Source organism: Anabaena subtropica FACHB-260, assembly GCF_014697105.1.
GTDB classification, from domain to species: Bacteria; Cyanobacteriota; Cyanobacteriia; order Cyanobacteriales; family Nostocaceae; genus Trichormus; species Trichormus subtropicus.
The window spans coordinates 19,088-31,094 of record NZ_JACJRF010000038.1 but is presented as its reverse complement, the minus strand read 5'-3'; the positions used below and the strand labels follow the sequence as shown (position 1 = coordinate 31,094).

Below are 12,007 nucleotides of genomic sequence, written 5' to 3'. Positions count from 1 at the left end.
TGTGGACTTTGAACTATTGACTAATCCTCATACCAACTGGAACGCCATGCGGCTTCAGCTTCGGCAATTGAACGTTCTCTTTGCTTTTTTTGATACTCTCTTCCTAGTTGGTTGAGCTTTCCTAAGATGTGACGAATTTGCTTGCGACTGGAGGAAAGGGCTGGGTCAGCAAATTCTATTTCTCCTAACCTTAAATTAATTGTCGTGATTTGTGTCAGGCTTGATTCTTCTTCATCTTGCTCATTTTCAATTTCAATAACCAAGTTTAAAAGATTAGGCGGCCCTGGCATCATTTCCGCAGAAGCTTCCGATGCAGCCGCAGCTGCTTCTAAAATGGGTTCTGGTAATTTTTGGGGTAAAACGTTAGCTTTTTGCAGTAGAACATTAGCTTCATGAGAAACCTTTCTCAATGTTCGTTGGGTTTCTTCTTCTAGATGCTGTTGCCACTTTGCCAGTTCTACGGGATTAGAAGTATCCAATACATAAACTTGAGAAGCCGAAGCAACAGATATTACCTCCTCATCTTCCCCTACTCCCTCATCTACCTCATCTTCCCCTACTCCCTGACTCATCAATTGAGCCAGTAATAGTTCAGCTGCCTGTTTACCCAACTTACGAATGGCTTGTTGTAATTGCTGCCGTTGATTTAACGATAACTTCAAAAAGTTTTCGGGATACCCTTGTGTACACAGATGGTAACTCGCCAGAATTAACTGCTTCCCTAGTGCTTGACCCAAAACGCCCAGATAACTAGCATAAGCGCTGTGGAGTTCTGAGGCGATCGCTTGTATCGCTTCTTGTAAAACTGCTATATCCTGTTCAATTCGCTCAATTGCTCTTCCCATATCTTGTGTTTGTCCACCTGAACCTACTTATGGTACAAATGTACGCAATTATTTTAAAATAACCAACGAAAAAATTTAATATAACTGATAAATAAAAATACAGGTCAGGCGATTTGCTTGACCTGCTTAATAAGAGTCAATAGTCAGTTGTTAGTTCTCAGTTGTCCAAAATCTCTCATTTGTTAACTAATAACTAATCACCAATGACTATTGACTATTGACTAATTACTTCCCACCCATTTGGGCAGCGACTTCTTCAGCAAAGTTGCTTTCTTGTTTCTCAATGCCTTCACCCAGAACGTAGCGCACAAAGCGGCTTACTTCAATGTCTTCGCCGACTTTTGCCTTAACCTGCTTCACTAAGTCTTCCACAGAAATACTTTGATCGCGGATGTAAGGCTGATCTACCAGAGTCATTTCTTTCAAGCGTTTTTCAATCCGTCCTTGAACTATCTTTTCTTTAATGTTCTCTGGTTTATTCGCCAAATCTTCCTTACCAGATTCGATGTCTTTTTCTCTCTGGACGACTTCAGCAGGAATTTGGTCTACGCTGACATACTCAACATTGGGACAAGCTGCAACTTGCATAGCTGCGTTTCGTGCCAAATTTTGGAATTCTTCGTCAGATGCTGCTGCTTCAGATTTAGAGTTTAATTCAACTAACACACCAACTCTACCGCCAGTGTGAATGTAGCTGTCTACTACTCCTGATTTATCTGCTAGAGCAAAATTGATAAAGCGCCGTACCTGAATATTTTCACCCAAACTAGCAATAGTTTGTTTGATGAATTCATCTACAGTAACGCTAGCATCTTCAATATAGGGTTGACCTAGCAAAGACTCAACATTATCAGCAGTTGCTGCTTGTTGAGCTAGGTTTTTAACTAGAGCTTTAAAAGCATCGTTACGGGCGACAAAATCTGTCTGGCAGTTAACTTCTATCAGTACACCCACCTTACCACCAGGCAAAATGTAGGTGTCTACTAGACCTTCTGCCGCAATGCGATCGCTTTTTTTACCCGCAGAAGCGATACCTTTCTTCCGCAGCCAATCTATGGCTTGTTCGATGTCGCCTTCAGTTTCTTTCAGCGCTTTTTTGCAGTCCATCATGCCAGCACCAGTTTTTTGGCGTAGCTCTTGGACGAGTTTTGCAGATATTTCCGCCATGTTGCCTCAATTCCTAACTTGACCTTGAGTTGTAATCGCTCACTAAAATAGTGCTGAGTTAAGAGTACGGGGTGCTGAGTAGATGCTAAAAAATCAGCACCTATTTTTTTACTCCCTATTATTTTGTTTGAGAAACAAGCAATTTTGTCTGACTTATTTCTCTAAACATTTTTTTTGGGATCATACTCAGCACTCATTAATCAGGACTCAGCACTATGCAAGTGTGTTGAGTATTTCTATCTTACTCAGGGCTGGGGAAGAAAAAGCGATGAAATCTCAAGCCTGAAGGATGAACTCTGAAGTGTAAGCTTGTAAACTTCATCCCTCATCCCACAATTTGGCTTATTCTGCTTCCTCTTCGTCGTCGGGAATCACCGCGTCGGTATACCCGCTTTCATCGTAATCGTAGTCTTCCTCAGAGCCTTCGTAATCTTCGTACTCTTCTTCTGCATCCAGTTGACCGTGACGGCCTTCATAAATGGCATCGGCCAATTTACCAACTATCAGCTTAATTGATCTGATAGCATCGTCATTAGCTGGGATAGGTATATCTACTACGTCTGGGTCGCAGTTTGTATCCAACATGGACACAATGGGAATACTCAGTTTTTGACATTCTTGAACTGCGTTGTACTCCCGGCGTTGGTCTACAATTACCACAACATCGGGTACTTTCCGCATTGTTTTAATGCCGCCCAAGTATTTTTGCAGTTTCGCCAGTTCCCGCCGTAGCATAGACGCTTCTTTTTTCGGCAGTAAATCTAAAGCGCCGCTTTCTTCCCGACGCTCCAAGTCTTTCAGGCGGTCTACTCTGGTTTTGATAGTTGCCCAGTTGGTGAGCATTCCCCCCAACCAACGCTGGTTAATGTAGTGGGAACCACAACGAGCGGCTTCTTGAGCAATAATACCTGCTGCTTGACGCTTTGTACCAACGAAGAGAAATTTCTTCCCTTGCTCAGACTGCGATCGCATATAGTTATAAGCCTCATCCATCAACTGGGCTGTTTGCACCAAGTCGATGATATGTACACCATTGCGAGAGGTGTAAATGTAGGGAGACATTTTTGGGTTCCAACGTCGGGTTTGATGCCCAAAGTGAACCCCAGACTCCATCATTTGAGCCAATGAAACGACTGGCATATATTTTGTAACTCCTATTCGGGTTAAACCTCCACCTGGGTGTATTTCCTCATGGGAAACACCCGAATTCCCAGATGTGCGGAATTTGGTTAGCCATACTAGGGTAACACACAGGTCAACCAACTATGTCAACCTATCCGTTTGTTTTGGTAATTCGCTAGTAGGCGATCGCTTTCTACCACTGCACCATCTTTTAACCATGTGATCGGCTGTTCTTCTTCTACTTTATCTGGATTTACCCAAACAATATTTTTTAGTTCATCAATTTTAGCCGATGCCTCGCTAAAAAATTTTCTAGCGGTGTTGTCATCAAGCGATATGACAATTTTATCTGTTACTAAAGCTGCTTCAACTAACCGTAAATCTTTAATCATTGCTTGACATTGTTTCTCTGTAGCAGCGAGAGTTTCTATTTGATTCCATAATTCATTATTAATAGATATATCTATAAATTTAAATTTTTTCTTGGCTACCATTTGTCGCCGCCATGTAAGAGAATATTTTGATTGATGTTTATCCCATTCTTCTTTAATGTCTTGTGTCATTACTACTTGATGGCAGATATCTAAAACAGCCTTCAAAAAATCTCGACAATGTACTGAAGCTGGATAAGTAGACTCTTCACCCCCAGCCGCACGTGCCACAGAAGCATCTATGACAAGACGCTTGCTTATTTTATTCGCCATGTATACCTTGCATTAAACGAGCTTCCGCAGCACTTAAATAACGGTTTTCTAATTGTAGAGATACATCACCAAAATCTTCTGGCCAATCTCCAAAAGCACCAGTTTCGTCTAAGTCAGCACTATTGATTTTTGTTATACCATCTTCTTGACGTATAAACCAGTGCAGTTTTACTAAATCTGGTGATAAATTGCCTTCAGCAACTAAAGATTGAATTGCTAAAATTAATCTGTCACTATGTGTTTCTACAACTACTTTTACACCTCGTTTTGCTGCGTTAGCTAATATTTCTGCCATAGCAACTTGAGCGCGAGGATGTAAGTGTATTTCTGGTTGTTCAATATAAACTAATTGTCCTGGTTCTGCTACAAGTAAGGCGACTAATACAGGTAAAGTCTGAGACACCCCGAAGCCAACATCAGCAATGCTGACCATATCCTTTTCATTATCAGAATTTCTAAGAAGACGAGCAACTCGAAGCTCTACCTGTGTATCATCAAGTTGTTTAGCTTGTACTTTACAAGTGAGTCCAATAATTTCCAGCCCTTTGCTTAATTCTTTCAGACGTTTATCTCTAGATTTCTGCCAGTAATTAATTATACTTGCTACATAGTTATCAAATGTGCCAGGAAATTCATCACCTACCGCAGTTGTTTTATAATTACGTTCTGGATTTCCTCGTAATCCTGGTATATGTATAACTTTACGAATATGCCTACCGAATAATTCGGTATAGTCGGGAATTATAGCGTTTATCAATGGACTCAAATCCATCATTTTTTTTTGATTTATTAAATCAAATAGAACAAATTCTAAGAAACAACGGTTTCTAGAAATAATAAAAGATATTTTCTCCTGTAGAACATCTGATTCTTTAAGAATTTTATAAAATCGTGAATGTTGTTCAGGTAGGATATTAATTATATCTCCTGGTAATGTATCAGTTGACAGTGAAACTTTACTCTTATTGTCCTCAACTATCATTTCCTGCAAGTCAATCGGTTGTCTAGGAATCTTAGTAAAGATATTTTTAACAGATTGATTATTTTCTATTACTATACCAATTGCAAACCTCCGAATACGTTCTTTACCAGGTAAATGAGAAAATAATTGTTCTGCTGATGTAAACTTAACATTAGCACCATTAAGTAACAAAGCCCCAGGATCATAAGTTGCTTCTAGAGTTTGTTTCATCAACAATAACGGTTGTATGATGCTTGACTTGCCTGAACTATTAGCACCTGCAAGAATGGTTAATGGACGTATTTCTATGCTGCATTCATCATAAAGTGACTTATAACCACTAACAGAAATTCTTGTTATTCCTTTAGCTGTTTCGTTTTCATTACCATTACTAGAATGAGATGAACTCATGATGCTACTCTCTTCTATTTATCTTGTTATCTTAATTATCCCTGTCTTAATGGAAATATGGTAATGACGCTGCGATCGCTTCAATATCTACAACTATAGTATTAATCTCAATATCGGAAATATGGTTGTGGTGGGCATTGCCCACCCTACAGGTTTGTAACTTCGCGTCTACCCTGTGGGAATGCCTTACGGCAAATGCGCCTTTGTGTGAGGCAAATTAATTTTTTAATCAACAACGCCAATATTTAAGACACTTTCTGCATTTGGGAATAAGCCTCATAGACACCCTTAACGTTGTACCAGTTGAGGAAAATTCGCGCGATTTCCAAAGCTAACTGGGGTTTACCAGATTTAATCAACCACTGCAACAGAGGAGCCATTGTTTTTTCATTCAATGCACCATTAAGTGAAAGAATCCCCCAAAGTACACGGTGTAACCATGTCATTTGAATCATCATCCTTACTTCCCATGTAGGATGTTTTTTGTAGAACAAAACACCCATGCGCCCGCGTTGAATTTCTTTATCTATTAAGTTGGGGACTTGCTCTAAATTAAATGGCGGATGCCAGTGATAACCTACAGCCGCAGGACATTTAATTAGTTGTAGTCCGAGGTTTTTCAGCCTGACACCTAATTCTAAATCTTCCCAACCGTAGAGTTGAAAGCCAGTGTCAAATAATCCGGCTTTCTCCAACCAATGTTTAGGAATGGCAACATTTCCTGTAGCAAAAAAAGCGGCGGAAAAGTCTGTAATTTTATAAGGTTCAGCCGTGGGATTATCGAAATTACAAGTATTAATTACTGCACCATACGTAAAGAGGCGATCGCTCCCTAATTTTTCTTGCCCCTGCACTAACGCATCTGCATGAGCTTGTAAGAAATTTTCCAGGACTACTAAATCACTATCTATAAATATAATGATGTCCCCTTGTGCCTGTTCCACACCTAAATTACGAGCCGCAGCCGGCCCTGCATGATCTTGCTCAAAACACTGTACATGGGGAAATTCTTCTTTGTGTGTTGCTAACCACTCTAATGTGCCATCTGTAGAACCATCATCCACTAAAACAATTTCATAGTCTTTGATGACAGTTGATGCTCGAAGTTGCTGCCTCTCTAAGGCACGGAGGCACTTTTCCAAAATCGGCTGGCGATCGTAAGTCGGTATCACAACACTAATAAACACGGTCTCACCCACAACATTACTACCCATATCCAGAATAGGACAGTGTGGTACTTCAGACTGTTCCTTATCTGACTTTGCTTACGGAGGGAGATATTTACTTCAGTATTATTACTAATGTATCTAATATCATGTCTTCAACATATCAATATACATTCATGCTCAAGTAAGTATTTTTCCGCAAAAAATATATTTTTACTCCAAAATATCTCTGTTAATAAATTCTAATTAATCAATATATAACCTGATGTTAACACTAACTACCTAAATTAGCTAAAAGCTTGACAAACATCATAACTGTAAGCATTAAAACTCGCCTTACCTGTATTTGTTACGGAATCTTACCGTTAAAAATACATGAATAATCGAGATGTTTCTGAGTGATCTATGTAAATCCGTAGAGTTTTATTTACTCAATTGCCATTGCTATCAAGCAATGAGATGAATAGCAAAAATTGTGAACTTTAAGTGGAGTACTCAGAATGAAAGGACGCTTTCACCCTAAAAATAATCGCACTATCAACCCATCTGGTAACGAGTCAATTCGTGATGTAATTGACCGTATGAGTATGAGTCGCCGTAAGTTCATCTTCACAGCAGCTAGTGCATCAGTGCTAACTGTTGTCGGTGAAGTTTCTATTGGCGGCCTTCTCCAAAGTGTTCAAGCATCTCCAATTCCCAAAGGAACAGGATTTGCGGGTATTGGCTTCAAGAGTGTTCCCCCAAACCTACTCAACCCAGCTACAGGACTTCTGGAAAAGGACTTGGTTAGTGTTCCCGAAGGATACACAGCCAAAGTGTTGATTGCTTGGGGAGACCCAATCATGCCTACCGCACCAGACTGGTTGCCAGACGCATCCCAAGATGCTGCTGCTCAAGAAATGCAGTATGGTATGCACGTTGATGGTATGCACTATTTCCCTCTATCACGTGGGAATGCTGTTGGTCGGACAGTTGGTTCACAAGCTAGATCATTAAGAAGCTTTTTAAACCAGGACATAAACACTGGACTGTTGTGTGTAAACCATGAGTACACCCAGGAATCGATTCTACATGGTTCCGAAGGTCTGAGTCCGGTCACAATTGCGAAGGTACGTAAATCTCAGGCTGCTCATGGCGTGTCTGTCGTACAAATTACCAAGAATGGTAACGACTGGACTTTCGAGCGCAATTCTGAGTATGGTCGCCGTATTACTGCCAACACCCCAATGCGAATTTCCGGCCCTGCGGCTGGTAGTGATTTGTTGAAGTCCAAGAAGTTTGCTATCAACCCAGACGGTTCTGTTGAGATTGGTACAAACGACGGTTTCACCGCTTACGGTACAGCAAACAACTGCGCTCATGGTTACACACCTTGGGGTACTTACTTAACCTGCGAGGAAAACTGGAACGGTTACTTCGGTAACAACGGTGAACCTTTAGCTTCTACTCCAGGGATTGCAGATTCAGAAATCTTGGCAGGGCAAAATCGTTACGGTCTTTCTGCCAATGGTTTTGGCTATCGTTGGCATGAAGTTGACCCACGCTTCAACAACCGCACCAACCCACTCGAACCCCACACCTTCGGCTGGGTAGTAGAAATCGATCCATACACTCCCGGAAGCACACCAGTTAAACGTACAGCCTTAGGACGCTTCAAGCATGAAAGCGCTCAGGTTGTTGTTGATGACAATAATCGTGTAGCGTTCTATCAGGGTGACGACGAGCGCAACGATTACATTTACAAGTTTGTTTGCGCCCAACCCTATGATCCTAGAAATCGTGAGGCTAACCGCGATTTACTCGATACTGGTGTTCTTTATGTTGCCAAATTTAATGACAACGGCACTGGTCAGTGGCTACCTCTAGTTCATGGACAAAACGGTTTAACACCAGAAAATGGCTTCAGAGACCAAGCTGAAGTATTGGTTAAAACACGTCAGGCTGCTGATAGAGTCGGCGCGACCATGATGGATAGACCAGAATGGGTAGCTGTACGTCCTCGGATTGCTGGATTTAGAGAGATCGAAGTCTACTGCACCCTGACCAACAATAACCGCCGTGGAACAGGAACCGAATCTGTTAACCAACCAGACGGTTCAACAACCGCAGGTAGTGCGCGTCCTCCTGTAGATGCGTCTAACCCCCGTCCTGATAACCGTTATGGTCACATCATTCGCTGGCGCGAAGATGGACGCAGTGTTGCAACTACTACCTTCAAATGGGATATTTTCGTGGAAGCTGGTGATAGCCAAAGAACTGAATCCAACCTTCAAGGCAATATCAACGGTGATGATTTCAGTTCACCAGATGGTCTCTGGTTTGATGACTTCGGTCGTCTTTGGATTCAAACTGACCACTCCGGTGATGGTGTGGGCGACCTAATCAACATCGGTAGTAACACCATGTCGTGTGCTGACCCCAACACCAAACAGGTGAGACGTTTCCTAACTAGCCCTACTGATTGTGAAGTAACTGGTGTCATCACTACACCTGATGGCAAAGCGATGTTTGTCGGCATCCAGCACCCTGGTGATGGTGGGACTACCGCGAATCCAACCCAGAACAGCCACTGGCCTTACAGTCAAGGTTATGGTCTGCCAGGCCGTCCCCGTTCTGCAACGGTAGTAATTACCCGTAACGATGGTGGTGTTATCGGCGGTCTGTAATTTAGATTTTTCTAGTTAATCAATCATAAAGAGACGTTGCATTGCAGCGTCTCTTTATTTTTATGTTTCTGTTTTTATAAAAAAAGACAGGTACAAAACCTGCCTAGCTCACAATATTTAAAACATTGTTTCTAGCTTGCTACTGCGGCTTTTTTCTTACGCTTCATAAATAATCCTACAGTAGTAGCGATCGCTATACCACTAACTGCAAAGGGTTCTGGCACTTGACTGTAACTGACAGTACCTACTTGTGTGGTAATTACTGATTCGTCAACCAAATAAAATTTGTTTCCACCTACATCTAGATCACTTTCATCGCCGATGAAAAACTGGTTTGCAACAAAATAGCTGAGTCCCTGAAGCTGTCCATCATTAAAGCTAACGATGGGGAAAAGGTCAAAATCAATATCGTCTGCCTCTGTATAAGTAGTACCCAAGTAGTTGAATGCAACTGTTAGTCCATTTTCAACTCCTAATGTTTCAAGTCCTAAACCAGTCAAGAATGAGTCATCATATCTAAAAGAACCGAAGTACTGACCAGGATTGCTGCCAGATGTAGCATCTACAGTGAAGCTGTAATTAACGATAGCAGCTTGTGTTGGTTTAACTCCAGCAGCTGCAACGGAAATTGCCGCAAGGGTAGCAACACTCAAACTCTTAGCTAATTTCATCAAAAATACTCCAAGTCTAAAAAGTGAATCGTTACGCAATTACACTTAATAAGCTTTCAAACAATGACAAGAGGTTAAGGAATATCAAACTCAGGGTTAAATACAAATAGCCTGACCGTGAAATTACGGTAATAACAACAATTAATAGTGCGAGGAACTCAAAATAAAAACCCCACTGTAACAGTGGGGTGGGATTCAATCAGGATTTCTCTTGTGAGTACAATTGTACTATAAAGGTAAGAAAATAACAAGCTATGCTGACATTTGGTTATTTTTTTTCTGGCGGTTCACCAAAAATCCAGTAACAGTGGCGATCGCTGTTCCAAAAAGCGCCAAGGGTTCTGGTACTGTAGAGTAACTGACTGTACCGACTTCCTCCGCAGACAAGAAGTCCGTAGTGGTATAAAATCTATTTCCTCCAGTGAATGGAGTATCTAAATCGCCACCGATAAAAAACTGATTCTCAACTAAATAGCTCAGTCCTAAAAGTTCACCATCTCTAAAGCTGACTAAAGGGCCTCCGCCTATAGAGTATTCTATATCATCTATTTCTGTATACGTAGTACCTAAGTAATCAAAGGTAATAAATAATAATCCATTGTTAACATCTAAGTTCTCTTCACCTATGCGATTTAAGTTTGAGTCATCATAGCCAAAAGAACCAAAGTACTGCCCCGGATTGCTGCCAGATGTGGCATTAACAGCGAAATTATAATTAACTACAGCTGCTTGTGTTGCTTTAGCTTCAAAAGTAGCTAAAGAGATAGCAAGAGCAAAAGTAGCAATGCCAAAATTTTTGGTTAATTTCATCAGACAAAGCTCCAAATTTCAAAAGTGAATATTGTTGTGATTTCACTTAAATAAGCTTTGAACCAACGACAGGAGGTTAAAAACCAGAGAATAAATGGTTAAGCCGATTACAAATATCTTACAAAGTCTTTTAGCGTAGGCGGAGCATCGTCGTAGAGATCGCTCCCTCAGCAAAAAATAAATTTCCCAATCATCAGTTGCACAAAAAAAATATACACGGTGTAGTTAGATATAATAATGACTCATTATTTGTTTTCCTAACTGGAGAAAGCAATGGGTCGCGCCAAAAAGGTTGTTCTGGCATATTCTGGTGGAGTAGATACCTCCGTTTGTATTCCCTACTTGAAGCATGAGTGGGGAGTAGAAGAGGTAATTACCCTAGCAGCAGATTTAGGCCAGGGAGATGAATTAGAACCAATCCGAGAAAAAGCACTAAAATCGGGTGCAAGTGAATCCCTAGTAGCGGATGTCAAAGAAAGTTTTATTAAAGATTATGCTTTTCCCGCGATTCAGGCCAACGCCCTCTACGAAAATCGCTATCCTCTAGGAACTGCTTTAGCCCGTCCGTTGATTGCTAAGATATTAGTCGAAGCTGCGGCAAAATACGGTGCTGATGCGATCGCACATGGTTGTACCGGTAAGGGTAACGATCAGGTACGCTTTGATGTCTCTTGTACTGCGCTCAATCCTAATTTGAAGATTCTCGCCCCAGCGCGGGAATGGGGTATGAGTCGGGAAGCAACTATCGCCTATGGTGAGAAGTTTGGTATCCCCTCACCCGTGAAAAAGTCTTCGCCTTACAGCATTGATAAGAATTTGCTTGGTCGCAGTATTGAAGCTGGTGCGTTGGAAGATCCCAAATTTGAGCCACCAGAAGAAATCTATGAAATGACAAAGGCGATCGCCGACACCCCCAATGAGCCAGAATACATTGAAATAGGATTTACTCAAGGTCTTCCTACTACTCTCAACGGTATACCTAAAGACCCTGTAGCACTCATCCAAGAACTTAATCAGCTAGTGGGTAGCCACGGTGTCGGACGCATCGACATGATTGAAAACAGACTAGTGGGAATCAAATCACGAGAGATTTACGAATCCCCAGCGATGTTGGTGCTAATTCAAGCTCACCGTGACTTAGAGAGCCTGACATTAACCGCAGACGTTAGCCATTACAAACGAGGCATTGAAGAGACCTACAGCCAAATAGTTTACAACGGTCTCTGGTACAGTCCCCTGAAAGCCGCCTTAGATGCTTTTATTCAAAAGACCCAAGAAAGGGTATCGGGAATTGTCAGATTGAAACTGTTCAAGGGTAACGCCACTATCGTCGGACGCTGGAGTGATAATTCACTCTACACGCCTGATTTAGCAACCTACGGTGCTGAAGACCAATTTGACCACAAAGCAGCCGAAGGTTTCATTTACGTGTGGGGATTACCAACTCGTATCTGGGCGCAGCAGAACAGAGAATAGGGATAAGG

General features: G+C 41.5%; 10 protein-coding genes. 2 read left to right on the top strand and 8 right to left on the bottom strand.

Annotated elements, in window-relative coordinates; translation table 11 throughout:
- Positions 1-20 precede the first annotated feature (20 nt).
- The 6 genes from H6G18_RS18780 to H6G18_RS18755 all read right to left on the bottom strand — a co-directional run bounded on the left by H6G18_RS18780 (position 21) and on the right by H6G18_RS18755 (position 6,424).
- The gene (locus tag H6G18_RS18780) at positions 21-845 is read right to left on the bottom strand and encodes a hypothetical protein (RefSeq protein ID WP_190408621.1); all 825 of its coding nucleotides are present in this window, start codon (positions 843-845) and stop codon (positions 21-23) included.
- Between the two features lie 225 nt (positions 846-1,070).
- Entirely contained in the window at positions 1,071-2,012 is a 942-nt protein-coding gene (tsf, locus tag H6G18_RS18775) for a translation elongation factor Ts (RefSeq protein ID WP_190408620.1), read from the bottom strand.
- A gap of 342 nt (positions 2,013-2,354) precedes the next feature.
- Positions 2,355-3,152, bottom strand: a complete 798-nt coding sequence (gene rpsB / locus H6G18_RS18770) for a 30S ribosomal protein S2 (protein ID WP_190408619.1) — start codon at positions 3,150-3,152, stop codon at positions 2,355-2,357.
- Between the two features lie 128 nt (positions 3,153-3,280).
- Complete coding sequence (locus H6G18_RS18765; RefSeq protein ID WP_190408618.1) at positions 3,281-3,838, bottom strand: hypothetical protein; 558 nt, start codon at positions 3,836-3,838, stop codon at positions 3,281-3,283.
- Positions 3,828-5,210: an AAA family ATPase gene (locus H6G18_RS18760; RefSeq protein ID WP_190408617.1), complete on the bottom strand. Its 1,383-nt coding sequence runs from the start codon at positions 5,208-5,210 to the stop codon at positions 3,828-3,830. Before H6G18_RS18760 ends, H6G18_RS18765 begins: the two co-directional genes overlap by 11 nt.
- A 245-nt stretch (positions 5,211-5,455) precedes the next feature.
- Positions 5,456-6,424, bottom strand: a complete 969-nt coding sequence (locus tag H6G18_RS18755) for a glycosyltransferase family 2 protein (RefSeq protein WP_190408616.1) — start codon at positions 6,422-6,424, stop codon at positions 5,456-5,458.
- Between the two features lie 452 nt (positions 6,425-6,876).
- Here H6G18_RS18755 and H6G18_RS18750 point away from each other — a divergent pair, with 452 nt between their 5' ends.
- The gene (locus tag H6G18_RS18750) at positions 6,877-9,042 is read left to right on the top strand and encodes a PhoX family protein (protein WP_190408615.1); all 2,166 of its coding nucleotides are present in this window, start codon (positions 6,877-6,879) and stop codon (positions 9,040-9,042) included.
- Positions 9,043-9,173: 131 nt separating this feature from the next.
- Here the strand turns inward: H6G18_RS18750 and H6G18_RS18745 are convergent, their stop codons facing one another.
- Together H6G18_RS18745 and H6G18_RS18740 are read right to left on the bottom strand one after the other, a co-directional pair.
- Positions 9,174-9,713 (bottom strand): PEP-CTERM sorting domain-containing protein, encoded by a 540-nt coding sequence (locus tag H6G18_RS18745; RefSeq protein ID WP_190408614.1) that lies wholly within the window; start codon positions 9,711-9,713, stop codon positions 9,174-9,176.
- A 252-nt stretch (positions 9,714-9,965) separates the two neighbouring features.
- Positions 9,966-10,523, bottom strand: a complete 558-nt coding sequence (locus tag H6G18_RS18740) for a PEP-CTERM sorting domain-containing protein (RefSeq protein ID WP_190408613.1) — start codon at positions 10,521-10,523, stop codon at positions 9,966-9,968.
- A gap of 273 nt (positions 10,524-10,796) precedes the next feature.
- On the opposite strand from H6G18_RS18740, the gene H6G18_RS18735 reads away from it, so the two are divergent.
- The gene (locus tag H6G18_RS18735; protein ID WP_190408612.1) at positions 10,797-11,999 is read left to right on the top strand and encodes an argininosuccinate synthase; all 1,203 of its coding nucleotides are present in this window, start codon (positions 10,797-10,799) and stop codon (positions 11,997-11,999) included.
- Positions 12,000-12,007 lie beyond the last annotated feature (8 nt).

Coding starts and splice junctions, on each gene's coding strand:
- H6G18_RS18780 (WP_190408621.1), bottom strand. CDS start 845: ATGGGAAGAGCAATTGAGCGAATTGAACAGGATATAGCAGTTTTACAA.
- tsf (WP_190408620.1), bottom strand. CDS start 2,012: ATGGCGGAAATATCTGCAAAACTCGTCCAAGAGCTACGCCAAAAAACT.
- rpsB (WP_190408619.1), bottom strand. CDS start 3,152: ATGCCAGTCGTTTCATTGGCTCAAATGATGGAGTCTGGGGTTCACTTT.
- H6G18_RS18765 (WP_190408618.1), bottom strand. CDS start 3,838: ATGGCGAATAAAATAAGCAAGCGTCTTGTCATAGATGCTTCTGTGGCA.
- H6G18_RS18760 (WP_190408617.1), bottom strand. CDS start 5,210: ATGAGTTCATCTCATTCTAGTAATGGTAATGAAAACGAAACAGCTAAA.
- H6G18_RS18755 (WP_190408616.1), bottom strand. CDS start 6,424: ATGGGTAGTAATGTTGTGGGTGAGACCGTGTTTATTAGTGTTGTGATA.
- H6G18_RS18750 (WP_190408615.1), top strand. CDS start 6,877: ATGAAAGGACGCTTTCACCCTAAAAATAATCGCACTATCAACCCATCT.
- H6G18_RS18745 (WP_190408614.1), bottom strand. CDS start 9,713: ATGAAATTAGCTAAGAGTTTGAGTGTTGCTACCCTTGCGGCAATTTCC.
- H6G18_RS18740 (WP_190408613.1), bottom strand. CDS start 10,523: ATGAAATTAACCAAAAATTTTGGCATTGCTACTTTTGCTCTTGCTATC.
- H6G18_RS18735 (WP_190408612.1), top strand. CDS start 10,797: ATGGGTCGCGCCAAAAAGGTTGTTCTGGCATATTCTGGTGGAGTAGAT.